The sequence below is a fragment of the Nocardioides sp. genome (assembly GCF_047602075.1).
GTDB lineage: Bacteria > Actinomycetota > Actinomycetes > Propionibacteriales > Nocardioidaceae > Nocardioides.
In genome coordinates this window covers 550,966-577,130 of record NZ_JASGIF010000002.1, presented here as the reverse complement: position 1 = coordinate 577,130, position 26,165 = coordinate 550,966, and the positions used below count along the sequence as shown (strand labels likewise).

Sequence of the window (26,165 nt, the reverse complement as noted above, 5' to 3'; positions counted from 1 at the left end):
GTTGGGTCAGTCCTCGTCCTCTTTGGCCTTGGCCTGGTCGAACCGCGCAGAGGCGCGGCGAGCCCGGGCGTCGACCTTCTCGGCGAACTCCTCGCGCTGGCGGTTGAGCACGAAGTAGGAGAGGGCCCCGGAGACCAGCAGCGCGATCACGACCGGCCAGATGATCGAGGCCTCCTTGCCGAAGATCAGGATCCACAGCGCCACCACGACGGCCAGCACTCCGGCGAACAGGAGGGTCCGCAGCAGCGTGTAGACGATGAAGGGCTTCACGCCCCCCAACGATAGGCCCGAACCGCGACCACTGCGCTACCACCTCCCGCCTACCCTGGAGATGTGCTCAAGTTGATCCTTCTCCTCCTGCTGCTGGGGGTCGCGATCTATCTCACGATCCGCCAGCTCCAAGGTGGTGCAGGCGCCTCCCTTCCGAAGCAGCCCAAGCCGCCGACCCGTCCGGTCGCGCCGGACGACGACGTCGACTTCCTCCGCGAGCTGGACCGGCGGCGCGACGACGACGACCTGAGCTGACCGCCACATCGGGCAGGAGCGAGTCACCGGTGACTCCTCGTGTTCGCCTGCGAGCCCGCAGATCGCCGACTAGCCTCGGACCGTGCGACGATTCATCGGACCGATTCTCGCGACGGTCGCCGTTGCCCTCGTGCTGGGCGGCTGCGGGACCGCTGCCGACCCGACCCACTCGGGAGCCACGCCGAAGAGCGAGAGTCTGCCCGCCTGTCACCAGATCTGGGTCAAGGGTCGCACGCTGCCGAAGGACTACCAGGGCTGTGTCGACTCCGACGGCGTGCTGCAGGTCTCGGAGGTCGAGCAGTGCCCGTCGTCGGACGGCGCGCTGACCACCTATCACCAGGACTACTTCGCCCTGCTCGGGCAGAAGATCGACCGAGGGGTGGACTCCACGGCCTACCAGCAGACCTACGCCATCTGCTTCGGCACCAACTGAGCCGGAGACGTTAGCGCCCACTTGAGGGGCCAGTCGGAGGGTGCCCAACGATGCCGACTGTCGACTGGCCGACGGCGACTGCCGGAGCTGATTATCGCGGCCATCAACGCGGGCGTGACTGTGAGCGAGGCTGCAACAGCGGCCTCCTCAACCCAGACTCCACTCGTGCACTGGCGGTCTCGGCAACGGTCGTGCCGGCCGCCCAGCGAGAGTCAGCTCCGAGCGCAAGGGACCGCAGAGCCGAGACAGCCGTGCACAATCATCCAGAAGGCCAAGCGAGGTTCGTGCAGACCGCGTATGTCTTGGCGGCTTTCACGCCCAACGCTCCCTCGACGCGCCACGCAGAGCCATCCTTGGCATTGTCCAGCGTCTCCGTTTCCTTGAAACTCGAGAAGGTTCCCTTGTAGACGGGATTGTTGCTTCCGGGTGTCCAGACGTTCGTTGCGCCCTTCGTTACGGCGACCACCTTCGGCACGCGTTGACCACACGAGATGTTGCCTTCTTTGAAGGCCGCCTCAGCCGGCGTGGCTAGCAGCGCCACACTCCACCCGGCGATAACTCCGGCGACAACCAACGACCGGGGCCGCGGCAAGACTAGCCGTGCTGGGCTGCGCCTCATGATGATCACCCCCAGTTCTGTCGCTTGACGCCCACATATCCGGGTGTCTTGCGGTAAGTCCGGGTCATAACCAGAACGTTTGTACCCTGATCCTTCGCCTCAATGATCTGGTCTGAACCGCCGCTCCCTTCTGAGTAGATCATCCCGATATGCGTGCTACTCGCAAATGCATCCATCTTCTTCGTTGTTGCATACGAAGGTTCGAAACCCATCGTGGTCATAGGACCAGCGCCATCGTGAAAGGAGTCCGCGGTATAGGGGCCGTGCTCATCGGTCATGAGCTCCCAGCGACGCTTGTGATCCGAACCAGTCTTCGTCATCGCCCAGGACTTGAAGGTGAACCCCGAGCAATCTGGACCCTCCCCGACGGAGTTATGGTAGGTGTCTTCGGCTGGCGTATCGTCCTTGCCGTTGCTATTCCAGCAGCCGCCACCCCAGTCATAACCATCACCGATCGCTGTCGCAGCGTATGATTTCGCATCGCCCCGGGTCCAACTCGTGACAGCGACCGAAGGGTTCTTGTTGCAGTGGGTGTCGGCCCAGTCAGCGGCGAGTGCGGGGACCACGCTCCCTCCAACGACGAAGCCCGTGGCTAACGACATAGTTCCGATCAAGACGAGGGATCTCATAGTCACGCTCAGCCCTTCTGTGCAAGGTCGTATCGCCAGATATTGAAGCCGTCCTCGGTGGTTCGCATCTGGTAGAGATCGGAGCCCTGGAGACGAAACTCGACCGCTCCCAGGACGTATGCCTCCATCGGGATGGTGAACTGTTGGTCGACGCCGTCCGCAGAAAGGACCAGGACGATCGACTGAGGGTGCTTCTGCTCGACGACCTGGCTCTGCACCACCGCCACCCGCCCATCGGGCAAGGGCGCGGCCACGTCAACCTCCAGCAGAGGCGCTTGCCCGGTCAGCCGCCAGGCTTGGACACCGTTGGCGGTCAACTGCGCGATTCGGACCTCGTTGCCCTCCTCCCTCATGTGCTTGCGCATCACCAGACCCTCACCGGCGGCATCAGGAATCCCCGCAAAGGCGCCCGCGACCTGCTCCTGCTCCGACAACACTGCGCCGCCACGCAGGACCGGAGTCCACCAAGAATCATCAGCCTCGACGTACATCGTGTCCCCAATTCGGACCACGTCATTGCCCGCAAAGGGCAGATCAACGGTCTCCTCGGCCGCTCCACCCTCGGCCGAGAACCGCTCCATCCGCGCCGGCGGTACAGCAGTTCCGTAGAGAACGTCGACCCGCCCGTCAGGCTCGATCCCAACCACGGGTTCGCCGGGCGACAACTCGATGGGCACATTGGTCCGGTTGCCTTGCGCGTCGAACCGGGCCAGCCGCTTGTTCTTGGTGTCCATGATCACAACGTCGCCGTTCGGCGCGATCGCGAACGAGTCGGGGCCGAACCCCTCAGGACTCTTCCCGAACTGCGAGGGGCCGCTGCCCCACCCACCGGACGCCACCAGCGTCCCGCGCTCCATCTCCTCCGGCGCCCACGGCGGATTCCCCAGATCTACCACCCGCGCGGTGTCAAAGGAGACTGCCTCCATCGAGACCCCGTCGGCTGGATACTCCGCAGCCTGTTTGCCGTCGACCTCAAAGTCGGCGTGATAGCGGAAGCTCTGCGCAGCCAATACCTCGGGGGGAACCTCCACGGTCAGGTCCACCCCGTCAGCCACGACCTCTTCCTCGACCGCCGCAGAGCCCTCCGGCTCGACCGTGACAGTACCGGTGACATTGGCGCACGGAGTTTCCGGGCACACCAACTCGAATTCGAGCTTCAACTTCTTGCCAGGCTCGTACAGCAGCGGTGGATTGTGAATCACGTCGACGGAGACGCCGCTCCCATCACCAGACTCCACCGAGGAGGCTCTCAGGCTCACCTCGGGGCTGTCCGAGCAGCGCAACACCCAACAGGATGCCAGCAACACCGGCAACGATACCGACGGTCGCAGTAGTAAAACGAGGCCTACCTCGGTCTCCCGATGATCGCATTGCAGACCCGACCCTTCCCCCGAACCGGGGCCACGGAAACGTAGCCCGCGCCTATGAAAGTAGGCCCTGATTGTCGCGCGCGTCAATCACTTGACGTCCGCTGTTGAGGTTCTGTTACATAACGTTCGCGGACGCACCTGGCCGGTCACGAACCGGCGATCGGATCCGCCCCATCAAGTCGAGTCGGTCGAGACCGCGCCCACCTCAGACCCGGCATAGGAGTGCATGCTGGTGGTGGAGAAGTAGTTGATCCCGATGAAGTTGAACCACAGCGTGGCGACGCCGACCAGGGCCAGCCAGGCCGCCTTGCGGCCTCGCCAGCCGGCGGTGGCGCGGGCGTGCAGGTAGCCGGCGTACACCACCCAGGTGATGAACGCCCACACTTCCTTGGGATCCCAGTTCCAATAGGACGACCAGGCCTGGTGGGCCCAGATCGGCCCGGTGATCAAGACGGCGAAGGTCCACACCGGGAAGCCGAAGGCGTGTAGCCGATAGGCGATCCGGTCCAGCGTCTTCGGCTCGGGCAGGCGGGCGATGTAGCCCCGGTCGGGGTTCTTCGACCGCTCCTTGATCAGGTAGAGCGCCGAGACGATCCCGCCGAGGGAGAACGCCGCCGTGGCGACGATCGCCGAGATCACATGGATCACCAGCCAGGGCGAATTGAGGGCCTCACGGAGCGGGGAGACCGGGCCGTAGAGCCAGATCACCGCGACCATCAGCAGGGTGACCACGAACGCGGTGACCAGCGGACCGAGCCAGCTGAGTCGGAAGCGGCGGTAGAGCGCGAGGTACATCACCACGACGACCCAGGTGCCGGCCAGCACGAATTCGTACATGTTGCCCCAGGGCACCCGGTTCGGATCCGCAGCCATGCCGCGGCCGACCAGTGCGACGAACTGCAGCGCGCAGGCGAGGCCCGTGAGCAGCAGCCCGAGCCTGCCGAACATGGCGATCCGCTCGGCAGGCTCACGCGGCCCACCGGTCTCCGTGATCACCGGATCCGCGACGATCGGGTCCGCCACGAGCGTGCCGCTCCCAGGGGCGGCAGCGCTGCGCTCGGCCCGCCGCTCCGCGCGGGAAGCGACCGGCACCTTGCGCAGGGAGCTCCACTCGACCAGGTGCGCCATCAGGGCGAGGAAGTAGACGACACCGGCTGCAGCGATGGCCTGCTGGCTCAGATTCTCCCAGTCCAGGTCGCTCATCAGGTCTCCACTCCCGACTCGTCGCCGCGCTCGTCACCTTGCAGATCCGCCACGATACCGGCCAGCACGGAGTCGAGCTCACCTCCGTCGCTCCGCTCGAGCGCACCGACCTCGACCGTCGTACCGTCCTCGCCGGAGCGAGCGCGCACCCACACCCGACGCGGCCGGATGAACAGCGACCCGAGCAGTCCGATCAGAGCAGCGATCACCCCACCGAGAGCGAGGTCCTTGCCGGGAGTGCGACTGATCTGGAACCGGTTCCACTCCTTGACACCGTCGAAGGTGACCGAGCCGCCGCCGGCGATCGGGACGGTGTCGCCGATCTGGAGGTCGATCCGGTCGGGCTTGCCGTTCGCCTTCTTCAGGGCGGTGAGGCCGGACTTGTCCAAGAAGTAGACCGACTGCGGCGCCCCGCTGTCGAGACCGAGGTCGCCCTTGTAGGCCAGCAGCGACAGGGTCGGGTTGAGGTCGTCGCCGGTCACGTTGACGGGGTTGCCGTCGACCTTGACATAGCTGGGATAGAACAGCCCCTCCAGGCCGATCTGGTCCGGCTTCGCCTCCGGGACCTTCACCACGCCGAAGGACAGCAGGGTCTTGTCCTGCGGAAGGAAGACGACCGGCCTGGTGGAGACGTTGCCGTCGCCGTCGCGCACCGTGATCACCGGCGCATAGCCGTGTGCGATCAAGAAGACCTCGGTGCCGCCGATCCGCAGCGGATGGTTGACCCGCAGGTCGTAGTGCTTCGCGCTGGAGTTCGGCGTCGGCCAGTAGGTCAGGTGGGAGACGAACTTGCGGTCCATCCCGCGCGCCCGCCCGCTGGTGACCCACTCGACGTCGAAGGAGTCCAGCGTGAACCGAAACGGCTCCATCGAGTCGGGGTCGAACAAGCTGCCCGGCTTGTAGTCGTCGTACTGCGTCAGCACGTTGGAGAAGCCGCTCCCGGAGATGACCACGACGCCGCCCTTGTAGCCGAACAGACTGCCCATCGCGAAGCCGACCAGCACCACCAGCAGCGAGAGGTGGAAGAGCAGGTTCCCGGCCTCACGCAGGTAGCCGCGCTCGGCGGCCACCGCGTCGTCGCCGTCGGTCGCTGGGCGCAGACGGTAGCGGCGACGGCCGAGCACCTCGCGGGCGCGGACTAGGACGTCCTCGGGCGTGAGGTCGGTGGTGTACGTCGCGTGGCCGGGCAGGCGGGTCAGCACCCGCGGCGCTGCCGGCGGCCGGGCGCGAAGAGCCCGCCAGTAGACCCGCAGCCGGGGCAGGATGCAGCCGACCAGGGAGACCATCAACAGCAGGTAGATCGCCGAGAACCACACCGAGTCGTAGACCGCGAAGAGACCCAGCCGCTCGTAGATCGGGGTGAGCTGAGGATGCCGGTCCTGCCACTGCGAGGTCTTCAGCGAGTCGACCCCGGTCTGCGGGATGACCGAGCCGGGGATCGCCGCCAACGCCAGCAGGAGCAGCAGGATCAGGGCGGTCCGCATCGAGGTCAGCTGACGCCAGGCCCAGCGCAGCAGCTCGACCACGCCGAGCTCACCCGGCTGCCTCTCGGGCCCCGCGGGAGTCTCGCCGAGCAGCGGGTCACGGTCGGCGAGATCGCCGGGTTCGGGGGTCCGCTCCTCGGTGGTCACAGGCTGACCTCGTAGCCGTCGACGAGATGGATCTGGATCCACGTCGTGGCCTGATCCCACCACCCGGTGAGCAGCATCACGCCGACCGCGATCAGCATCACGCCACCGAGACCGGTCACCCAACGCTGGTGCCTCCGCACGAATCGCACGGTGCCGAGCATCCGCTCGAAGGCGACCCCGGCCACGACGAAGGGGATACCCAACCCGAGCGCGTAGAACGCCGACAGCAGGGCGCCACGCGCCGCCGTACCTTCGTTCCAGGCGAGCGAGTTGATCACGCCCAGGGTCGGTCCGACGCACGGCACCCAGCCGAGCCCGAACAGGAAGCCCAGGAGGGGGGCGGCGGCGAGCCCGACGAAGGGTACGGCGTGGATGCGCCACTCACGCTGGGCGAAGGGGATGAGGCCGAGGAAGGCCAACCCCAGCAGGATGCTGATGATCCCGAGCACGATGCCGAACTCGTGGCGGTAGGAGTAGAACCAGGCGCCGGCGGTGCCGGAGGCCAGCCCGAGCAGCACGAAGATGACGGTGAAGCCGGAGACGAACAGCACCGACCCGGCGATCATCCGCCAGCGCCGCCGCCGGGTCACCTCTCCGTCCATCAGGTCGGCGCCCGAGAGCCCGGTGGCGTAGGAGAGGTAGCCGGGCAGCAGCGGGACCACGCACGGAGAGAAGAACGACACCAGCCCGGCGATGATCGCAACCGGGATGGCCAGCACCAGCGACCCGGCGAGCGCCTGCTGCTGGAACCAGTCAACCATCGTGCGAGACCTCGTCGACCAGATCGACCAGCGTGCGCACCGAGGGGATCGCCCCGGAGATGACGCCGGCGACCCGGCCCTGGTCGTCCAACACCACCGTGCTCGGTGGCGCGCTCAGCCTGACGTGCCCCGCGAAAGCCAGGATCGCGGCCCCGTCCGGGTCGTAGATCGACGGGTAGGGGACGTCGTGCTCACGCTCGAAGTCGAGACCCTGGTCGGCCGAGGTGTCCCGGATGTTCAGGCCGACGAAGCTGGCGTTCTTGCCGATCTTGTCGTAGGCGCTGACCAGGTCGGGGGCCTCGGCACGGCACGGCCCGCACTGCGACCACCACACGTTGATCACGGTCGGCTTGCCCCGCAGATCGGCGATCGACAGCGGCTTGCCGTCCAGGGTGGTGCCGTCGAGGTCGATCGGCTTGCCCCGGTCTGCGGCATCGACGACGGAGACCTGCCCGTTGCCCAAGATGTAGCCCCGGTCGCCGGTCCCGGCTACCGAGGAACAGCCGGTGAGCAGCGCAAGCACCAGCACTCCCGCGAAGGCGAGCACCGTGCGAGGACTCGGCGAAGCGATCAGGGCCGGTGCTCCTCGGGGGCACCGCCGGCCGAGAAGGCGGCCTTCTTGTCCCTGCTCGGGATCAGGTCTGCGGCCGGCTCGGAGTAGGTCACCTCGGTCAGCCTGCCGTCGTCGAAATGGAACGACGTCAGCGAGGCCAGCGTGCACTGCCGCCGGCGCGGGTCGTGGAAGAAGGGCCGACCCTCTGCGGAGAGGCGGGTGATCCAGATCGGCAACTGGTGGGAGACCAACACGGCCTCGTGACCCCGCGCCGCCCGCTCGGCATCCACCACCGCGGCGCGCACCCGGGCGGCAACCTCCTGGTAGGGCTCACCCCAGGACGGCTTGAACGGGTTCCACAGATGCCGCCAGGCCGACGGCGAGCGCAGCGCGCCGTCGCCGACCCCGAAGGCCTTGCCCTCGAAGACATTGGTCGACTCGATCAGCCGGTCGTCGGTGCCGATCTCCAAGCCAGTCGCCTCGGCCAGCGGCTGCGCGGTCTCCTGCGCCCGCTCCAGCGGAGAGGCGGCCAGGTGCACGATGTCGCGGTCCTTGACCGCGTCGGCGACCCGCTCGGCCATCTTCACGCCCAGCTCGGAGAGGTGATAGCCGGGACGTCTGCCGTAGAGCACGCCCTCGGGGTTGTGCACCTCACCATGCCGCAGCAGGTGGACGGTGGTCTGCTCGCTCATCAGGCTCCTCGGGTCGCGGCTGCGGCTCGGGCCGCTTCGGGCAGGGCAGCCAGCACGGTGTCGACGGCACGGTCGTCGTGCGCGGCGGAGACGAACCACGCCTCGTAGGCCGACGGCGGGAGGTAGACCCCGCGGTCGAGCATGGCGTGGAAGAAGGCGGCGTACGCCGCGGTGTCCTGGTCGCTCGCGCCGGCGAAGTCGAGCACCGCCTTCTCGGTGAAGAACACCGAGAACATGGTGCCGGTCGACTGCACGACATGCGGCACACCGGCGGCCGTCAGTGCCTCCGCAACTGCGATCTTGATCGTCTCGGCGGTCTGGTCGAGGTGGCGGTAGACCTCGTCGGTGGCCAGCCGCAGGGTGGCCAGTCCGGCGGTGGTGGCGACCGGGTTCCCCGACAGGGTGCCGGCCTGGTAGACGGGACCGCCGGGGGCGAGTTGGGCCATCACGTCGGCGCGACCGCCGAACGCAGCAGCCGGGAAGCCGCCGCCCATCACCTTGCCGAAGGTCATCAGGTCGGGTCGCCAGCCCTCGACCGCTCCGTCGAGTCCCCACTGGCCGGTCCGGGTGACCCGGAAGCCGGTCATCACCTCGTCGGAGACGAACAGCGCGCCGTGCGCACGGCAGGTCTCGGCGAGGAAGGCGTTGAAGCCGGGCTCGGGCGGCACCACGCCCATGTTGCCGGGGGCGGCTTCGGTGACCAGGCAGGCGATCCGGTCGCCGTGCTCGGCGAAGACCTGCTTCACCGCCGACCGGTCGTTGTAGGGCAGCACCAACGTGAGCGCCGTCGACGACTCGGGGACACCGGGCGTGCCGGGCACGGCGAAGGTGGCCAGCCCCGAGCCCGCGGACGCCAGCAGCGAGTCGACGTGGCCGTGGTAGCAGCCGGCGAACTTCACCACCACGTCACGGCCGGTCACTCCACGAGCGAGCCTGATCGCCGACATGGTCGCCTCGGTGCCCGAGGACACGAAGCGCACCTGGTCGACCGGCGTACGCTCCACGATCGCCTCAGCCAGCTCGACTTCGGGCTCTGTCGGAGTGCCGTACGACGTCCCGCGCGCGACGGCCGCCTGCACCGCAGCCTGCACCTCCGGGTGCGCATGCCCGAGCAGCATCGGGCCCCACGAGCAGATCAGGTCGACGTACTCGTTGCCGTCCACGTCGGTCAGCCACGCCCCCACCGCCGACCGGACGAACCGCGGCGTCCCCCCCACGGCGTTGAACGCCCGGACCGGCGAGTTGACGCCGCCCGGGGTCACCGCCTGGGCACGCGCGAAGAGAGCAGCACTGGCCTGGGACGTCACCGCCACATTGTGGCCGACCTTCCTGAGAGACCGCACATCGGCCATCGGGCGCTCCGGAGGGACTGTGCTCGACTTCCGGCTGATGTCGGGGGTCGCGGGTCGCCTGTGGTGCTGGCCGACAGGGCAGCGACGTTGCTCGGGTCTCCCCGTCTGCTGCCGGTTGCTGGTCGCCGGGGGTGCTCGCCGACATGGCAGCGACCGGAGAGGGGAGCCGGCGGCTGGCGTCGCTGTCCGGGTTGCTGGTCGCTGGTGGTCACTCCTGTCACCGCTTTCACAAGGTATGTCGGTAGGCCTGCACTTACCTCGGTGAACGACGCACGGTAAGTGCAGGGATCTCTAGTTACCTTGTGAAAGCGGCAACCCGTGTGACTGCTGGGAACCAGGGCGGACTCTGACGGGGGATGGGTGCATCGATTGGGCCGAAACTGCAGTCCCTCGTGGGGCTACTGGTGTGTACGGACGGCATATGTGACCTACGCACCAGTAGCCGTACTCCCGGCGCTGTCGGGTGCACCGATTGGGCCGAAACTGCATCCCGTCCCGTCTGCCGCGGTGCTGTGGTGGCCCGGACCCAACTCCCGCGGTCTTATGGTGGCTGAGGACCCCGTATACGAGGCATCCACCCCCCACAAGACCGCGGCAGACGCAAGAACACCGCGGCAGACGGGCACCCGGGCGATGCTCACCCGGCGGGAGGCTACTCTGCCAAGCATGTCTCGCTGGGAGTGGCTGATTGCGGCGGCGGCGGCCATGGAGGCGCTGCTTGTCGGCTACCTCGCGGTGGATGCATTCACCAGACCGGCAGGACCTCATCTGCATGACACCTGGCCAGCACTCCAGCTGCTGGTCGTCGTGGGCCCCCTCGTCTGGCATCTCGTGAGCGTCATGAACGGCAAGGGCCACGAGGGGTGGTGGCGTCTGGCGCTAGCCAACGTCGTCCTGCTGTGGCTGGCGATGACCGGCGTCCTGCCGGCCGACCCGACGGCAAGCGGCCTCCGGGCCGGGCTGGTCGCAGTTCTCGCGGTCGCGTTCCTGTCCGGCGCAGTCGCGCTGGATGCTCGCCGGTCCCGCGTCCCTCAGGCGACCGGGTAGCGGCCGCTGCCGGCCGATAGTCGGCACCCTGTGACGAGCCTGGCCTGCCCAGACGTTGCCAACGGAGCGCGCCACACGCAAGGGTGGTGCCCCTATCCATAGCAGCACCCACTCAGGAGGATCTGTGACCGACCACCGCTCGCCCGTCACCGCACCGCGCTCGCCGCGATCGCTGGCCTCGCATTGCTCAACCCTTTGCTGATCGGCGGATCGGCAGACGCCAAGCCACCCAAGAAGGTGGATAGCAAGGTGGCCTTCACCGGGGTGGACGCGAGCAACGTCGACCACGTCAAGATCAGCGGCAAGGTGAAGTCCGCCAACAAGGCGTGCAAGAAGGGTCGGACTGTCAAGCTCCGTCAGCTCGACCAGAGTCGCTCCGCGGGCAAGGACAAGACCGACGCCAAGGGCAAGTGGACGGTTGTCTTCGACGGCAACAAGATCAACCCCGGCAAGTTCAAAGCCACGGTGACCCAGAAGACGATCCGCAAGAACGGCAAGCGCATCATCTGCAAGAGCGCCACGGTCACCAAGAGCATCACCGGCTGACCCGCTGCGGCCAACCGGACAGGCAAACAGACCCGCGCGGGCTTCCGGCCACGCGGAGCGGAGGCGTCACGGACCGCGTTTGTCTGTCTGGCGGGCCACTTTCTAAGTACGACGACCGCTCGCCGACTGCTATCGGCGGTGGAGCACGCCGTCGGACGTGGCGCGGACTGGGCCGAACGGTGCGGCCCCCGGGTCGTGGGCGGAGAAGACGGCGACCTCGGGGTGCTCGGCGATGAAGGCGCGTAAGCGGTCCTGGTTGTGGAAGCGCAGCGCCTTGTCAGTCGTGACAACCCGTTGGAACATCCCCACACCGACGGCACACTCACGCTTCTCCTGGTGCACCTCACGCGGATCGAAGTAGGCATCGCCCGCGTTGAGCAGCCAGCCTTCGTCGGTGTCGATGGCGACACCGCAGTGACCCATCGTGTGCCCGGCCAGCGGAACGAAGAGGATCTCTTCCGGTAGCCCGCTCAGGGAGCGCACGGCTTCGAAGCCGAACCACGGGTCACCTTCGGCAGCGTAGGTCTGCCAGTTCGGCCCGTGCGCCCACATGCCCGGCCGATAGCGGCCGCGCGCCTTCGTCCCCTTGCGGGCTCGCGCGGCGGCGAGTTCGGTTGCGTGGACATGGACCTTGGCCCAAGGGAAGTCGGACAGGCCGCCCACGTGGTCGAGATCGAGGTGGGTCTGCACGATGTGCCGGACATCGTGGGGGTCGAGGCCCATCGCCCGGATCTGCTCGATCGCCGCGAGAGACCGATCGACAGCTGGCCTGGCGTAGAGGTGCGCGAAGCTCCAGCCCAGGCGCGAGGAGATGTCGGCATAGTCCGCCGTGCCGAGCCCGGTGTCGACCAAGACCAAGCCGCTATCGGGTGTCTCGACGACGAGCACATGACAAGCCAGGACCGCCCCACCGAGCTTCATCGTGGTGACGTGGGCGCAATTGAGGTGGTGGACGTGCAGGTTGCTCATGACGGCTCCTAATGCAACGTTATGTTGCGATAGAGGCTAGCGCCACTTCTTTCCAAAAGCAACAATCTGTTGCGCTAACATCTCATCCATGCCCCCGCCCGAGTCACCGACCGAGCCCCCCTCTGTGGTCCGCCGTCCCGGTGGCCGCGCCGCCCGCGTCCGCAAGGCGATCCTGTCCGCGACGATCACGGAGCTGACCGCCGGCGGCTACGGCGCGCTCAACGCCGCCCGGATCGCCGAGCGCGCCGGCGTACACCGCTCGACCGTCCACCGCCGCTGGCCCGACCTCGACCAACTGGTCACCGAGGCGCTGATCGATGCCGCGACGGCGGCCATCCCCATGCCGGACAACGGGGACATCACAGCGGACCTGACCGCACTGCTGCACTCCATCGTCGACTACATCGGTGGTCCTCAGACCCGCGTGCAGATCCGTGCGCTAGTCGCCGACGCGGCCCGCTCTCCGGCCATCGCGGAGGTGGTGAGCCACGTCTGGACGACCCGCTTCCGCGTAGGTGAAGAGGTGATCATCCGGGCGGTCGACCGCGGAGAACTGCGCGACGACATCCCTGCCACGACGGTGCTCGCCGTGTTCACCGGACCCATCTACGTGCGGCTGCTGCTGACCGGCGAGCCTCTCGACGCCGAGTTCATCGACGCAGTGGTCGAGCTCGGGCTCGCCGGCGCCCGCCGCCCGTAGTACGACCCGCATCCCCGGGATCAAGACGCCGATCGCACCGAGGTGCGTGAGAGATCCCGCCGGTGAGGGCTAGCGCTTACAAGAACTCCAGCGGGTCGAACTCGCTGATCGGGATGACCCGGACCCGCGGCAGCGACACGTTGAAGGCCTTGACGTCGGCTTCGAGGTCGAAGAACTCCAAACCCTGATCGCCGAGAGCCACCAGGCCTCGGTTGCGGAACTCGGCGAAGCCGACCAAACCCACCCGTCGGTCCAGCTCGCACAGCGCGGTCACCTGGGGCAGGAAGTCGCCGTCGTGGGTGGCGAGCATGACATCGCCGTCCCGGCCGGCGATCGCCGTCAGGGTGCGCTGGATCGCGATGTCGACGACCTTCTCGTGGGTCGCACCCGACAGCGGGATCGGCCGCCATCCCATGGCGAGCAGCGCCTGGACGAACGGCATCGGCAGCTCGGCGTTGGCGGCCAAGAAGAAGAGACCCTGCACCGGCTGACCCCAGCGCTCGCGGGCGAACTCCAACAGCCGATCCCAGCGCGGCCGCTCGTCAGGCTGCGGTCGCCGACCGAGGATCGAGCCGCCCAGGGTCGCGTCGATGTTCTCCCCGTCGACCAGCAGATAGGTCTTGCCGTCGCCATCGTCCATGGACTGACCCTAAACCCGGATCCGGTCAGGGCCTGAGAACGTGTTCTGACTGGCCGGGAGCGATCACGTTCACGCGAGCAGACCAGCCGCCTCGGCGGCCCAATAGGTGAGGATCACGTCGGCACCGGCGCGGTGGATCGCGGTGAGGGTCTCCACGATGGCCGCCTCGCGGTCGATCCAGCCGTGAGCGGCAGCGGCCTCGACCATGGCGTACTCCCCCGAGATGTTGTACGCCGCCACGGGGACGTCGACGGCGTCCCGGACCCGACGGATCACGTCGAGATAGGCCAGCGCTGGCTTGACCATGACGATGTCGGCGCCCTGCTCGACGTCGAGGCGTGCCTCGCGGACTCCCTCCACGGCGTTGGCGGAGTCCTGCTGGTAGGTCCGCCGGTCACCCTCGAGCTGAGAGTCGACCGCCTCCCGGAAGGGACCGTAGAAGGCCGAGGCGTACTTCGCCGAATAGGCCAAGATCCCCACGTCGGAGTGGCCGGCGGCGTCCAGCGCCGTCCGGATCACCGCCACCTGGCCGTCCATCATCCCGCTGGGGCCCACCATGTCGACGCCGGCGTCGGCCTGGGCGAGAGCCATCGCGGCGTACGCCGCCAGCGTCTGGTCGTTGTCGATCCGGCCATCGGGAGTGAGCAGGCCGCAGTGGCCGTGATCGGTGAACTCGTCCAGGCACAGGTCGCTCATCACCGTCAGTGCGTCGCCGACCTCGGCCACGACGTCGTTGATGGCCAGGTTGAGGATGCCCGCCGGGTCGGCCCCTCCCGAGCCGACCGCGTCACGTGTCTCGGGGACCCCGAAGAGCATGATCCCGCCGAGCCCGAGCTCCGCGGCCTCGGCGGCAGCGCGCACCAGCGAGGCCCGAGTGTGCTGGACCACCCCCGGCATCGAGCCGATCGGCTGCGGTTCGCCGATGCCCTCCCGCACGAATGCGGGCAGCACCAGCCGACGCGGCTCGACCGAGGACTCCGCCACCAGCCGACGCAAGCCGGGGGTGCGCCGCAGCCGACGCGGCCTGAGGACGGGGACCTCGATCTCGTCGGTCACTACTTCGAGCTCGCCTTCCGCCGGGCGGACGGCTTGCGCTCCGACGGCTTGGTGACCGGCTGACCCGCTTCGAGCATGGCCAGCCGCCGAGCGGCGCCGAAGTCGGCGAGCGCATCGACCAGCACCTCGACGTCCGGCGTAGCAGCGAGCACGTCCACGCGCAGCCCGTGCTCCTCGGCCGTCTTGGCGGTCGCTGGGCCGATCGCCGCGATGATCGTCGAGGGGTGTGGCTTGCCGGCGATGCCGACCAAGTTGCGCACGGTGGAGGACGAGGTGAAGACGACGGCGTCGAACTTGCCGGTCTTGATCGCCTCCCGGGTCGGCGCCGGAGGAGGCGTCGCCCGCACGGTGCGGTAGGCCGTGACGTCGTCGCACTCCCAGCCCAGGTCGATCAGCCCGGCTACCAGGTTCTCGGTCGCGATGTCGGCGCGCGGGAGGAAGACCCGGTTGATCGGGTCGAGCAGGTCGTCGTACTCCGGCCAGACCTCGAGCAACCCGGCAGCCGACTGCTGACCGGTCGGCACCAGGTCGGCGCGGAGGCCCCAGGCGGCGATCGCGGCGGCGGTCTTCTCGCCGACGGCGGCGATCTTGAGGCCGGAGAAGGCGCGCGCGTCGAGGCCGTACTCCTCGAACTTCTCACGCACCGCCTTGACGGCGTTGATGGAGGTGAACGCGATCCACTCGTAGCGTCCCTCGACCAGGCCGCGGACGGCCTTGTCCATCTGGAGGGGGTTGCGGGGCGGCTCGACCGAAATGGTCGGCACCTCCTCGGGCACCGCGCCGTGGCCGCGCAGCCGCGCAGAGAGCCCACCGGCCTGTTCCTTGGTGCGCGGCACCAGCACGCGCCAGCCGAACAGTGGCTTGGTCTCGAACCAGGACAGCGCCTGCCGGTGCGCGACCACGTCGCCGATCACGGTGACCGCGGGCGGCACGATGCGGGCGGAGCGGCAGTCGGCCGCCACCTGGCCCAGCGTCGACACACAAGTCTGCTGGTCGGTGGTCGTGCCCAGGCAGGTCATCGCGACCGGGGTGTCGGCGGGCCGACCAGCCGTGAGCAGCGCCTCGGCCACCTCGTTGATCGGCCCGACCGCGGACAGCACCACCAGAGTGCGGTCGTCGGCGAATCGGGACCAGTCCACCCGGTCGGCACCGGAGAGCACGGTGACACCGCGGTTGCTCTTGTCGGTCAGCGGGATGCCGGCATAGGCCGGCACACCGAGAGCCGAGGAGACGCCCGGCACGATCTCGACGCCGATGCCAGCCTTGGCGCAGGCCCGAGCCTCCTCGGGCGCGCTGTCGAAGAGGAACGGGTCACCGGTGATCAGCCGGACGACGGCGCCCTGCTTCTTGGCCTCGCGGACGACCACCTTCGACCGACCGGCCTGGGTCAGCGGCTGCCCATCCTCGCCGAACCCACCGTCGACGAAGCGCGGCCCGGTCACCGGCTCCTCGTCCACCTCCTGATCGGGGGCGGGCAGGCCGAGCAGGGTGCGGACCATCGGCTCGTGGTTAGGGGCCTCGGTGATCACCACGTCGGCGCCCCGAATCAGCTCGACCGCCCGGAGCGTCAAGAGACCCGGGTCACCGGGCCCGGTGCCCACGAAGGACACCCAGCCCCGCGCTACCGGCGCGGTGGCCTTGCTCTCGGCGCTGCCGGCGACGGCGCTCACCTTGGTCTTGGATCGAGTCATGCGTGCTGCCTCTTCACTGATGTCTGCGTGAGTTCTGTCTGCACGAGGTCGGCGGCGCCGTCGTCGAGCATCTGCTCGGCGAGGCGGGTCCCGACGCCGATGGCGTCGCCGGTGGGACCGGAAGCTGACATGCAAACGGTGAGCGCGCCGTCCTCGGAGAGGGCCGCGGCGCGGAGCCACAGCTCGGGGCCGTCCTCGCCTTCGACCACCTCCGCGAGCGCCCCGACCGGAGCCGAGCAGCCCGCCTCCAGGGTCGCCAGCACCGCTCGTTCGGCCTCCACGGCGGCCCGGCTCGCTGGGTCGTCGAGGGTGCCGAGGAGGGCCACCAGATCGGCGTCGTCGGCGCTGCACTCGACCGCGAGCGCACCCTGACCGGGGGCGGGCAGCATCTGGAGCGGATCGAGGCTCTCGGTGATCTGATCGACCCGGCCCAGCCTGGCCAGCCCCGCCCGAGCAAGGACGACCGCGTCCAGCTCGCCGTCGGCGACCTTGCGCAGCCGAGTGTCGACGTTGCCCCGCACCGGCACGATCTCCAGGCCGAGGCCGAGCGCAGCGAGCTGGGCGGTCCGCCGCGGCGATCCGGTGCCGATCCGCGCGCCCACGGGCAGCTCACCGAGGGTGAGGCCGTCGCGAGCGACGACGGCATCGCGTGGATCTTCGCGAAGAGGTACGGCGGCCAGGGCGATCCCAGTCTCCGGCCGGGTCGGCAGATCCTTCAACGAGTGGACGGCGAGGTCGACCTCGCCTCGACGCAGCGCCGAGCGCAGCGCGCTGACGAAGACGCCGGTGCCGCCGATCGTCGCCAACGGTTCACTGCTTCGGTCTCCCTCGGTCGTCACGTCGACCAGCTCGACGCGGCGGCCCAGACGGTCACGGATCACGTCGGCCACCAGCTCGGACTGGGTGCGGGCGAGCAGGGAGGCGCGGGTGCCGAGGCGGAGTGGAGTGGTCGTCATGACAACCCCTCTGCTCGCGTCACCGCGTCGACGGCATCCGGATCGAGGGAGAACAGCTCGGCCAGCGCGGTGGCATAGGAGACCTTCTCGCCGTCGGCGGCCAGCTCCTTGACCCGCACCGTGGGTCGGTGCACCAGCTTCTCCGCGACCCGTCGGACCGTGTCGGCAATCTCCGCCCGGGCCGCCGGATCAAGGGTGGGCACGCGAGCGTCCAACCGTTCTAGCTCGGCTTCCACCACGGCGGTGGCCATGCCACGCAAGGCCACCACGGTCGGGGCGACGTTGGCCTGCCGTCGAGCCGACAAGAAGGCCGCCACCTCCTCGGCCACGATCTCGCGAACGCCGTCGAGCTCGCGCCCCTCGCCGGTGTCGTCGAGAGTGGCGGCGAGCTGGGCGAGGCTGACCAGCGTCACGTCGGAGCGCTCGGCGACGGCTGGGTCGATGTCGTGCGGAAGCGCCAGGTCGATCAGGGTGACCGGCCCCGGTGGCACCATCTCCGCGGCGATCAGCAGCTCCTTGGCGCCGGTGCAGGTCAACACCAGGTCGGCCCGCTCCAACTCGGCCTGAAGCTGTCCGAGCGACGCCGCGCGGACGGCGTACTCCTGCGCCAAGCGCTCGGCGCGCTCACCGGTGCGGTTGACCACCACGACGTCTCGCGCCCCGTGCCGCAGCACCGTGGCGACGGCCAGCCCGGCCATCGAGCCGGCGCCGACCACGAGGACGCGCCGATCGGCGAGGTCGATCGACTCGCCGACGGCCTGGGCAAGCGCCGCCTGCACCAGGGACGGTGCGGCGTGGTCTACGTCGGTCTCGGCGTGGGCCCGCTTGCCGACGCGGAGCGCTTGCTGGAAGACGCTGTTCAGGGCGGGCCCGACGGTGCCGAGCTCCTGGCCGCCACGCAGCGCCTCGCGAGTCTGGCCGAGGATCTGGCCCTCGCCGACGGCCATCGAGTCCAACCCCGACGCGACAGCGAACAGATGGGAGACAGCACCGTCGTCGTAGTGGACGTAGAGATGCGGCAGCAGCTGGTGGGTCGGCCGAGCAGCCCGATCGACCAGCAGGCCGGAGAGCTCTTCGACGCTGCCGTGGAACCGGTCGACGTTGGCGTAGATCTCCAGCCGGTTGCAGGTCGCGATCACGGCCGCCTCGGTCACATGCTCACTAGACGCCACGTCGGCGATCAGCTTCTGCACGCCCTCCGGGTCGAGCGCCAGGGTCTCCAGCAATTCGACGGGAGCCGTCTTGTGGGAGACACCCACCACCAGGATGCTCATGACGCGGACTCCTGGATCGGGGCGATCGCAGGTGTCGGGCTCGAGTCACCCTGGGGCGACTTGCGCTGCTCGTGGTAGGCGAGGATCTGCAGCTCGATGGAGAGATCGACCTTCCGCACATCCACCCCCGCTGGCACGGCGAGCACCGTCGGCGCGAAGTTCAAGATGCTGCGAATCCCGGCGTCGACGAGTCGGTCGGCGACCTCCTGCGCGGCCTCGGCCGGTGTCGCGACCACGCCGATCGCGACACCGTGCTCGGCCACGATGGCGTCCAGGTCGCCGAAGGGGCGCACGGCGACGCCGGCGATCCGCTCCTGGTGCCGCGACGGGTCGGCGTCGAGCAGCGCGACCACGCGGAAGCCGCGGCTGCGGAAGCCGGAGTAGTTGGCCAGCGCCTGCCCCAGGTTGCCGATGCCGACGATGACGACCGGCCAGTCCTGGGTGACCCCGATCTGGCGGGCGATCTGGTAGCGCAGGTAGGCGACGTCGTAGCCGACCCCCCGAGTGCCATAGCTGCCGAGGTAGGAGAGGTCCTTGCGCAGCTTCGCGCTGTTGACGCCGGCCGCCGAGGCGAGCTCCTGGCTCGAGCAGGTGACGGTGCCGTCCTCGGCCAGGGCTGTCAGCGCCCGCAGGTAGACCGGCAGCCGCGCGACCGTGGCCTCGGGGATATCCCGGGCGCTGACGGCGGACGAGCGAGCGGTCACGGTGTCTCTTCTCCAGCCGGCGGTCCGGGCTTGGGCTTCAGCCCGGTCGGCACCACGCGGCGCGACCACTGTAGGAGCTTGTGAACGTGAGAACCAAACCGAGACGACACCCCGCCGGGCCGATGTGATCCACGCCACGCACCGACCCAGCCACGGGCTCTTGTTGACGTCCTGTCAACTCTGTCAGGAAAACGTCTCGGCGACTCGGCGTGGGCGGGGTCAGCGCCCGAGGGCGGTGCGCAGGCGGTTCTCGTCGACCCGCCAGAAGTCGTGTTGTCGGCCGTCGACGAACGTCACCGGGATCTCCTCACCGAACCGGGCGAGCAGAGCCGGGTCGGAGTCGACGTCGACTTCGTCGAACTCCTCACCGAGATCGGCGCACACCCGCGTCAGCGCCTCTCGGGCGACGTCGCACAGATGACAGCCCGGTCGGGAGTAGAAGGTGATCCGGGCCATGCGCGCATGGTCCCACAGGCCTACCTCGCGGCCCGACACCCTCAGCCGGATCCGGGCTCGATCCGCGGATGGCACCACGGTGGATCCGTGCGTTGGCTGGTTGCTGGTGGTGGTGAGCGACAGGGCAGCTACCGCTCCCCTGTCGGTCGCAACCCCAGACCACCAGCAACCCGACAGCGACCCCTCTCCACGGATCCGCCCGTAGGCTGAGGCCGTGAGTCCAGCGCGATCCGACCGGACCCGGCGACCGGTCGATCTCCGTCAGCGGTCGACCATGGCCGGAGAGGCGTCGGCTGCCGAGGCGGAGGTCGAGATGGCGCTGGACGCGCCGCCAGATCCGCAAGCGGCGGCCTTCTTCGACGTGGACAACACGGTGATCCAGGGCGCCAGCATCTTCCACTTCGCCCGCGGCCTGCACCGTCGCAAGTTCTTCACCACCCGCGACCTTGCCTCCGCCGCCTGGAAGCAGCTGCTCTTCCGAGTGGTCGGCTCGGAGGACCCCGAGCACGTCGCCGAGGCGCGCGCCTCGGCGCTGGCCTTCATCAAGGGCCACACCGTTGCCGAGGTGGAGGCTCTCGGCGAGGAGATCTTCGACGAGGCGATGGCGGCGCGCGTCTGGCCGGGCACGAAGGCCCTCGCCCAGCTCCACCTGGATCAGGGCCAGCGGGTCTGGCTGGTCACCGCGGCTCCGGTCGAGCTGGCCTCGATCATCGCCCGGCGGCTCGGTCTGACCGGTGCGCTGGGCACGGTCGCCGAACACGAGGACGGCGTATACACGGGTCGCTTGGTCGGCGAGATGCTGCACGGCCCGGCGAAGGCCGAAGCGGTGCTCGCGCTGGCGACTCGGGAGAGTCTGGACCTCAGCCGGTGTACGGCGTACTCCGACTCGATCAACGACCTGCCCATGCTGTCCCTGGTGGGCGAGGCCGTCGCGATCAACCCCGACGCCCGGCTGCGTGCGCACGCGCGCGACGCCGGCTGGCGCATCCGTGACTACCGCACCGGGCGCAAGGCAGCCTGGGCGGGGGTCCGGCTCGGTGCGGCCGCCGGGGCGGTCGCGGGCGCGGCGGCGGTCGGCGCCGCCCTGCGCCGCAAGCGCTGATCTCGCCCTCTCGGCCCGCGCGAGGTCAGCACAAGGTCAGCGAGGGGTCAGCGAGGCGAGAGCCCGAAGACCGAGTCACGCTGGCGGAGCAGGTCGTAGAGGGTCTGCTGGATCGTCTCGCGGACCTGGTCGGTGACGTTGAAGACCACCATCGGGTCGTCGGCCGTGCTGACGCCGAGGTCGTCGGTGCGGATCGGCTCACCGAACTCCATCAGCCACTTCGACGGCAGTGGCACCAGCCCCAGCGGACCGAGCAGTGGAAAGGTCGGGGTGACCGGCAGATAGGGCAGGCCGAAGAGTCGGGCCAGCGGAGCGAGGTTGCCGATCATCGGGTAGATCTCCTCGGCGCCGACCACCGACAGCGGCACGATCGGCACCCCGGTGTTCAAGGCGGCAGACACGAAGCCGCCGCGGCCGAAGCGTTGCAGCCGATAGCGCTCGGAGAACGGCTTGCCGATGCCCTTGAAGCCCTCCGGCCAGACCCCGACCAGCTCGCCGCCGCGCAGCATCCGCTCGGCGTCCTCGTTGCACGCCAGTGTCGCGCCGGTCTTGCGGGCGATGGCGCTGACCATCGGCATCCGGAAGACCAGGTCGGCACCCAGCGGCCTCAAGAAGCGCCCGGTGTGCCGGTGGACGATCTCCATCGTCATCAAGGCATCGACCGGGACCGTGCCGGAGTGGTTCGAGACGACCAGCGCGCCGCCTTCGGTCGGGAGGTTGTCGAGCCCGCGGACCTCGATGCGGAACCACTTCTCTGCGATCGGGCGCAGCGCTGCCAGCACCAGCTGCTCGGTGAGCTCGGCATCGAAGCCGTAGTCGTCAACGGTGTAGTCGCCCTCCAGACGACGGCGCCAGAAGGCCATCAAGTGGGCGAGCTCGCCCTCCCAGTCCTGGCCGAGCACCTCGACCACGGCGGCCTGTAGCGCCGCAGCCCAGTCACCGACCGGGATGCCTGTCACCCCGGACCGCTCCTCGGTGGTGGTCGCCGGTCGGATCGTCTCGACAGGATCTTGAGCCTCGGGCCCGGCTGTCGGCTGCGGACGGTTGCCCGCGAGTCGTCGAGTGGCCGCGGACGGTCGCTGTCGGCCGGTGCCTCGACCGGGTCGGCCGCGCGTGCCGAGCGGGATGATCTCGGCGTCAGCCATGATCTGCCCCGACCGGGGTGGGCCGCTCCGTGTGCGTGAGGGTGTGCGCGAAATCATCGAACGCCGCCGGCGTGCTGAACCGTGGCTGGAAGCCCAGCACCGTGTGCATCCGCGTGGTGTCGATCCCGCGGCCGTAGGTCAAGAACGCCTGTTGTTCCGGCGAGAAGTCAGCGAGGTGGGCGCGGCGCAACACTTGGCCGACACCGGCCACGCCTAGCGGTGGCAGCGGCACCGACGGCCGGCCGAGCCGACGGATCGCCTGGGAGAGGAGCAGCACCCCGTCGCCGGCGACGTTGAACGTGCCCGGGACATCGTGGGTGACCGCGTGCTGGAGGACGGCGAAGAGGTCGTCTTGGTGCAGGAACTGCAGGCGTGGGTCGAAGCCGAGCACACGCGGCAGCACGGGCAGGCGGAGGTACGACGTGATCGGGCTGACCACGGCCGGTCCGATCACATTGGCTCCGCGCAGCATGGTCACCCGGACGTCGGGGCGGCGCCGGGCGAAGCTGCGCACGTAGCCCTCGACCTCGTAGGCGTCCTTGGCATAGCCCGAGCTGGGCAGCCGCTTGGCGTGCATGTCCTCGGTGAACATCGCCGGGTCCCGGCCGCTGGCGCCGTACACGGTGCTGGACGACTTGACCACCAACGTCTGCAGCCCCGGCGCGCTCTGGCAGGCCGCCAGCAGCTGCATGGTGCCGATGACGTTGAGCTCCTTCATCGTCGCTCGCCCACCGGCGCTGCCGGGCGTCGCGATCACGCTCATGTGGACGACGGTGTCGACGTCCTCCTTGGCGATCACCTTCGCGATGACGGGACTGCGGATGTCGGCGCGCACGAACGCGACGTCGCCGATGTCGCCGCGGGGCGGGACGACGTCGACGCCGATCACCCGGTCGACCGCTGGATCAGCGGCAACGTGTCGGGCGAATCGTCGACCGAGGTCGCGAGAGACCCCGGTGACCAGGACGACGGCGCCCACAGCGGATCGTCCTTCTGTGCTTACTTGCCGAGCTTGCGTCGCTGAACGCGCGTCTTCTTCAGCAGTTTGCGATGCTTCTTCTTCGCCATGCGCTTGCGGCGCTTCTTGATGACTGAACCCACAGAGAACCTTTCCGACCTGGACGAGCGCTCGCTGAGCGCGCCCGACGACCCGATCAGCCTAGCCGTCGGCCGGTATCGGCAGACAATCGAGGGCGCTCGCTGGACCTGGCGAGGATCAGCCGGCGCTGTAGAAGCTCTTGCGGAGGTATTCGTGCACATCTTCCTCGACCACCCGGAACGAGCGGCCGACCCGCACGGCGGGCAGCTCCTCGTTGTGCACGAGGCGGTAGACGGTCATCTTGGACACGCGCATCATCGCGGCCACCTCGGCGACGGTCAGGAACTTCACGTCGGAGATGTCCCCGTGTGGACTGTTAACCATGATGAACCGATCCTCCTGGCGGTCACGCCGCCGGCTTCCCCGCCGACGACTAGCGTGCCGCCAGTGGTGAGAATAGGGCCAGATGTGACGAGTGGGGAAGAGAATGCCTAGTGAAGTTATGGAAATGCGGCGTGTCGGCTTGATTTGACCCTTCTAGCGGCCACCTTCGGCCCCTCTGGGTCGTTTCCGGGGCCGCCGGCCGAGGAGTCAGGGCATCGGATCGAGGCCGTGCAGCGGGAAGATCTCCTCGCGAGTGGCGTGGATCGCCCGGTCCAGCCAGGTGTCGGGGTCATATCCCTGCCGCCAGTCCCGCCAGGCGGGGGCGCGGCCGTCGGTGAGATGTCGCGGAGCCTGCTTGCCCAGCCGCTCCAAGACGTGCTCACGCCACGCCTCGGGGACCTCGGTGCCGGGCTCCAACGGGCTGCCTCCCACGATCGCGAGCAGATGGGTCCAGGCCCGCGGGACCACGTCGACGACGGCATAGCCGCCTCCACCCGTGGCCACCCAGCGACCGCCGGTCACCTCGTGAGCGAGCTCATGGAGAGAGAGGTACGCCGCCCGCTGGCCGTCCACGCTCAGCATCAGGTGCGCCAGCGGGTCCTCCATGTGCGAGTCGCAGCCGTGCTGGGTGACCAAGATGTCGGGCGCGAACTCACGCACCAGCGGAGGCACCACCGCGTGGAAGGCGCGCAGCCAACCGGCGTCGGCGGTGCCCGGCGGCAGCGCGACGTTGACCGCCGAGCCGTGCGCGTCCGGGCCGCCCAGGTCATGAGGGAAGCCGGTGCCGGGGAAGAGCAGCTGACCCGTCTCGTGCAGGGAGATGGTCAGCACGCGTGGGTCGTTCCAGAACACCCGCTCGACTCCGTCACCGTGGTGCACGTCGACGTCGACGTAGGCGACCCGCTGTGCGCCGTGGTCGAGCAGCCACTGGATGCCCACCGCGACATCGTTGTAGATGCAGAAGCCGCTCGCCCGATTGGGCATCGCATGGTGCAGGCCCCCGGCGATGCTCACGCTGTGCAATGCTGCGCCGGTCCAGACCTGCCGGAAGGCCTCCACACTCGCTCCGACGACATGCGCCGAAGCGTGGTGCATGTCCTCGAAGACGGGATTGTCGTCGGTGCCCAAACCGTGAGCCTCGTCGACGTATCCCGGTGTCGTCCCCGCCTTGGTGACCGCCTCGATCAGCTCGGGCCGGTGGACCGTGGCGATCAGATCCTCGCTCGCCATCGGCGCCGGCACCAGCTTCAGCTGCCCGTTGAGCACGCCGAGCTGATCGGCCAGCCGCATGGTGAGATCGACCCGGATCGGCGACATCGGATGCTGCGGCCCGAAGTTGTATTCGGTCAGGCTGGTGTCGAAGACCGCCGTCGCCGGACCGTGACACTCCACCATGGGCTGAACATACTCCCGCGTCTCCGGTGCTCGCCCCGGGACGTCATCGGGCGCGGTCGGCCCCGGCGACCGGAGCGCACGACGCCCGCCGGGGTATCCTGGGCGACGTGCTCACTGGCTCTCATCTGACCGGCTGGCGGACCGCCTGAGGCGGCCCACCGATCGAGCACACTTCCCATCCACGGCCGCCTTCGGGCGGCCGTTGTCGTGTCGGCGGGGGATCATCCGTGGACACGAGCAGGGTCGCCTGGGGCGCTGAAGCTCAGGAGCAACCCGTGACCACCCGCAACCTGTCCCTGCTCAAGCCCACCGGACACCTCACGCTCGGCAATCTGCTCGGCGCGCTACGTCCGATGGCAGCGGCCCAACCCTCCGACGACTGCTTCTACGGCATCGCCGACCTGCACGCACTCACCATCCCGCACGATCCGGCCGCCCTGCGTGGTCTGGTGGCGGAGATGGCGGCTCTGCTCATCGCCGCGGGGCTCGACGACAGCACCCTGTTCGTGCAGAGCCGCGTCCCTACCCATGCCCAGTTGAGCTACCTGCTCGAATGCACCGCCTACACCGGTGAGCTCAACCGGATGATCCAGTTCAAGGAGAAGGGTCGGGGGCGCGACTCCACTCGGGCCTCGCTCTACACCTATCCGGCGCTGATGGCCGCGGACATCCTGCTCTACCGCCCCGATCGGGTGCCGGTCGGTGAGGACCAGCGCCAGCACGTCGAGCTCACCCGCGACCTCGCCATCCGCTTCAACAACACCTACGGTCCGGTGTTCACCGTGCCGGAGCTGGTCTTGCCGGCGGCCGGAGCGCGGGTGATGGATCTGGCTCGGCCCACGGAGAAGATGGGCAAGTCGCACCAGGACACCAGCGGGGTGATCTATCTCCTCGACCCGCCCGACGCCGTCCGACGCAAGGTCGCCCGCGCGGTCACCGACTCCGACACCGGCCCCGACGCCGTCCGCTCTGATCGCGACACCAAGCCCGGCGTGACCAACCTGGTGGAGATCCTCGTCGCCTGCGCCGGGGCGGAGGCGGCCGCCGGCCTGACGACGTACGGTGCTCTCAAGGCCGCCGTCACCGATGCCGTGGTGGCTGTGCTCAAGCCCATCCAGCGCCGCTACGCCGACCTCGCCGACGACCCGGCGTACGTCACCGAGACCTTCGCCCGCGGAGCCGAGCGTTGCCTCGACGTCACCGTGCCCGTGCTCTCCGCGGCCCAGGCGGCGATGGGGTTGTGAGGCCGGTTGTGAGGTCGCGACCTCGCCGTGCGTCTGCCGCGGTGTTCGT

General features: G+C 68.8%; 30 protein-coding genes. 7 read left to right on the top strand and 23 right to left on the bottom strand.

Annotation, left to right across the window (positions count from 1 at the left end; genetic code table 11):
* Positions 1-6: 6 nt before the first annotated feature.
* Positions 7-270, bottom strand: a complete 264-nt coding sequence (locus tag QM714_RS15475) for a DUF4229 domain-containing protein (RefSeq protein ID WP_415102143.1) — start codon at positions 268-270, stop codon at positions 7-9.
* Between the two features lie 63 nt (positions 271-333).
* Between QM714_RS15475 and QM714_RS15470 the strand changes: the two genes are divergently transcribed.
* Complete coding sequence (locus QM714_RS15470; protein ID WP_415102141.1) at positions 334-525, top strand: hypothetical protein; 192 nt, start codon at positions 334-336, stop codon at positions 523-525.
* Positions 526-607: 82 nt separating this feature from the next.
* Positions 608-958, top strand: coding sequence for a hypothetical protein (locus QM714_RS15465; protein ID WP_415102139.1), 351 nt, complete (start codon positions 608-610; stop codon positions 956-958).
* A gap of 259 nt (positions 959-1,217) precedes the next feature.
* Here QM714_RS15465 and QM714_RS15460 read toward each other — a convergent pair whose 3' ends face one another.
* The 9 genes from QM714_RS15460 to hemL form a co-directional block, all read right to left on the bottom strand.
* On the bottom strand, positions 1,218-1,499 hold the full coding sequence (locus QM714_RS15460) for a hypothetical protein (protein WP_415102137.1): 282 nt from the start codon (positions 1,497-1,499) through the stop codon (positions 1,218-1,220).
* Positions 1,500-1,582: 83 nt separating this feature from the next.
* Positions 1,583-2,143 carry a hypothetical protein gene (locus QM714_RS15455; RefSeq protein ID WP_415102135.1) on the bottom strand — a complete coding sequence of 187 codons (561 nt, stop codon included), beginning with the start codon at positions 2,141-2,143 and terminating at the stop codon, positions 1,583-1,585.
* Positions 2,144-2,214: 71 nt separating this feature from the next.
* Positions 2,215-3,465 (bottom strand): hypothetical protein, encoded by a 1,251-nt coding sequence (locus QM714_RS15450; RefSeq protein ID WP_415102133.1) that lies wholly within the window; start codon positions 3,463-3,465, stop codon positions 2,215-2,217.
* A 285-nt stretch (positions 3,466-3,750) separates the two neighbouring features.
* The gene (ccsB, locus tag QM714_RS15445; protein ID WP_415102131.1) at positions 3,751-4,779 is read right to left on the bottom strand and encodes a c-type cytochrome biogenesis protein CcsB; all 1,029 of its coding nucleotides are present in this window, start codon (positions 4,777-4,779) and stop codon (positions 3,751-3,753) included.
* Positions 4,779-6,410: a cytochrome c biogenesis protein ResB gene (locus tag QM714_RS15440; RefSeq protein ID WP_415102129.1), complete on the bottom strand. Its 1,632-nt coding sequence runs from the start codon at positions 6,408-6,410 to the stop codon at positions 4,779-4,781. Before QM714_RS15440 ends, ccsB begins: the two co-directional genes overlap by 1 nt.
* The gene (locus tag QM714_RS15435) at positions 6,407-7,171 is read right to left on the bottom strand and encodes a cytochrome c biogenesis CcdA family protein (RefSeq protein WP_415102127.1); all 765 of its coding nucleotides are present in this window, start codon (positions 7,169-7,171) and stop codon (positions 6,407-6,409) included. Before QM714_RS15435 ends, QM714_RS15440 begins: the two co-directional genes overlap by 4 nt.
* The gene (locus QM714_RS15430; RefSeq protein WP_415102125.1) at positions 7,164-7,718 is read right to left on the bottom strand and encodes a TlpA family protein disulfide reductase; all 555 of its coding nucleotides are present in this window, start codon (positions 7,716-7,718) and stop codon (positions 7,164-7,166) included. Before QM714_RS15430 ends, QM714_RS15435 begins: the two co-directional genes overlap by 8 nt.
* Positions 7,719-7,741: 23 nt before the next feature.
* On the bottom strand, positions 7,742-8,416 hold the full coding sequence (locus tag QM714_RS15425) for a histidine phosphatase family protein (RefSeq protein WP_415102123.1): 675 nt from the start codon (positions 8,414-8,416) through the stop codon (positions 7,742-7,744).
* On the bottom strand, positions 8,416-9,768 hold the full coding sequence (gene hemL, locus QM714_RS15420; protein ID WP_415102121.1) for a glutamate-1-semialdehyde 2,1-aminomutase: 1,353 nt from the start codon (positions 9,766-9,768) through the stop codon (positions 8,416-8,418). Before hemL ends, QM714_RS15425 begins: the two co-directional genes overlap by 1 nt.
* Positions 9,769-10,434: 666 nt before the next feature.
* Between hemL and QM714_RS15415 the strand changes: the two genes are divergently transcribed.
* Positions 10,435-10,815, top strand: coding sequence for a hypothetical protein (locus QM714_RS15415; protein ID WP_415103072.1), 381 nt, complete (start codon positions 10,435-10,437; stop codon positions 10,813-10,815).
* A 237-nt stretch (positions 10,816-11,052) separates the two neighbouring features.
* Complete coding sequence (locus QM714_RS15410; RefSeq protein WP_415102119.1) at positions 11,053-11,361, top strand: hypothetical protein; 309 nt, start codon at positions 11,053-11,055, stop codon at positions 11,359-11,361.
* 129 nt (positions 11,362-11,490) lie between these two features.
* Here QM714_RS15410 and QM714_RS15405 read toward each other — a convergent pair whose 3' ends face one another.
* Complete coding sequence (locus QM714_RS15405; protein ID WP_415102117.1) at positions 11,491-12,330, bottom strand: MBL fold metallo-hydrolase; 840 nt, start codon at positions 12,328-12,330, stop codon at positions 11,491-11,493.
* A gap of 88 nt (positions 12,331-12,418) precedes the next feature.
* Between QM714_RS15405 and QM714_RS15400 the strand changes: the two genes are divergently transcribed.
* On the top strand, positions 12,419-13,030 hold the full coding sequence (locus tag QM714_RS15400) for a TetR/AcrR family transcriptional regulator (RefSeq protein ID WP_415102115.1): 612 nt from the start codon (positions 12,419-12,421) through the stop codon (positions 13,028-13,030).
* 76 nt (positions 13,031-13,106) lie between these two features.
* On the opposite strand, the gene QM714_RS15395 is transcribed toward QM714_RS15400, so the two are convergent.
* The 7 genes from QM714_RS15395 to QM714_RS15365 form a co-directional block, all read right to left on the bottom strand.
* A complete protein-coding gene (locus tag QM714_RS15395) occupies positions 13,107-13,670 on the bottom strand; it encodes an NYN domain-containing protein (RefSeq protein WP_415102113.1) in 564 nt (187 codons plus the stop codon).
* Positions 13,671-13,739: 69 nt separating this feature from the next.
* Entirely contained in the window at positions 13,740-14,726 is a 987-nt protein-coding gene (gene hemB / locus QM714_RS15390) for a porphobilinogen synthase (RefSeq protein WP_415102111.1), read from the bottom strand.
* Complete coding sequence (locus QM714_RS15385; RefSeq protein ID WP_415102109.1) at positions 14,726-16,417, bottom strand: uroporphyrinogen-III synthase; 1,692 nt, start codon at positions 16,415-16,417, stop codon at positions 14,726-14,728. Before QM714_RS15385 ends, hemB begins: the two co-directional genes overlap by 1 nt.
* Entirely contained in the window at positions 16,414-17,373 is a 960-nt protein-coding gene (hemC, locus tag QM714_RS15380) for a hydroxymethylbilane synthase (protein ID WP_415102107.1), read from the bottom strand. Before hemC ends, QM714_RS15385 begins: the two co-directional genes overlap by 4 nt.
* Positions 17,370-18,647 carry a glutamyl-tRNA reductase gene (locus tag QM714_RS15375; RefSeq protein ID WP_415102105.1) on the bottom strand — a complete coding sequence of 426 codons (1,278 nt, stop codon included), beginning with the start codon at positions 18,645-18,647 and terminating at the stop codon, positions 17,370-17,372. The genes hemC and QM714_RS15375 overlap by 4 nt, the downstream gene beginning before the upstream one ends.
* A complete protein-coding gene (locus tag QM714_RS15370; RefSeq protein WP_415102103.1) occupies positions 18,644-19,351 on the bottom strand; it encodes a redox-sensing transcriptional repressor Rex in 708 nt (235 codons plus the stop codon). Before QM714_RS15370 ends, QM714_RS15375 begins: the two co-directional genes overlap by 4 nt.
* Before the next feature lie 219 nt (positions 19,352-19,570).
* Entirely contained in the window at positions 19,571-19,807 is a 237-nt protein-coding gene (locus QM714_RS15365) for a glutaredoxin family protein (RefSeq protein ID WP_415102101.1), read from the bottom strand.
* A gap of 214 nt (positions 19,808-20,021) precedes the next feature.
* On the opposite strand from QM714_RS15365, the gene QM714_RS15360 reads away from it, so the two are divergent.
* Positions 20,022-20,909: an HAD family hydrolase gene (locus QM714_RS15360; protein WP_415102099.1), complete on the top strand. Its 888-nt coding sequence runs from the start codon at positions 20,022-20,024 to the stop codon at positions 20,907-20,909.
* Between the two features lie 47 nt (positions 20,910-20,956).
* Here the strand turns inward: QM714_RS15360 and QM714_RS15355 are convergent, their stop codons facing one another.
* The 5 genes from QM714_RS15355 to QM714_RS15335 all read right to left on the bottom strand — a co-directional run bounded on the left by QM714_RS15355 (position 20,957) and on the right by QM714_RS15335 (position 24,872).
* Entirely contained in the window at positions 20,957-22,054 is a 1,098-nt protein-coding gene (locus QM714_RS15355; RefSeq protein ID WP_415102097.1) for a lysophospholipid acyltransferase family protein, read from the bottom strand.
* Positions 22,047-23,033 (bottom strand): NAD-dependent epimerase/dehydratase family protein, encoded by a 987-nt coding sequence (locus QM714_RS15350; RefSeq protein ID WP_415102095.1) that lies wholly within the window; start codon positions 23,031-23,033, stop codon positions 22,047-22,049. Before QM714_RS15350 ends, QM714_RS15355 begins: the two co-directional genes overlap by 8 nt.
* 20 nt (positions 23,034-23,053) lie before the next feature.
* On the bottom strand, positions 23,054-23,155 hold the full coding sequence (locus tag QM714_RS15345; protein WP_008356322.1) for a 30S ribosomal protein bS22: 102 nt from the start codon (positions 23,153-23,155) through the stop codon (positions 23,054-23,056).
* Positions 23,156-23,270: 115 nt separating this feature from the next.
* A complete protein-coding gene (locus QM714_RS15340; RefSeq protein WP_415102090.1) occupies positions 23,271-23,477 on the bottom strand; it encodes a helix-turn-helix domain-containing protein in 207 nt (68 codons plus the stop codon).
* Between the two features lie 207 nt (positions 23,478-23,684).
* A complete protein-coding gene (locus tag QM714_RS15335) occupies positions 23,685-24,872 on the bottom strand; it encodes an acetoin utilization protein AcuC (protein ID WP_415102088.1) in 1,188 nt (395 codons plus the stop codon).
* Positions 24,873-25,147: 275 nt separating this feature from the next.
* On the opposite strand from QM714_RS15335, the gene trpS reads away from it, so the two are divergent.
* Complete coding sequence (gene trpS / locus QM714_RS15330; RefSeq protein ID WP_415102086.1) at positions 25,148-26,116, top strand: tryptophan--tRNA ligase; 969 nt, start codon at positions 25,148-25,150, stop codon at positions 26,114-26,116.
* Positions 26,117-26,165: the final 49 nt, after the last annotated feature.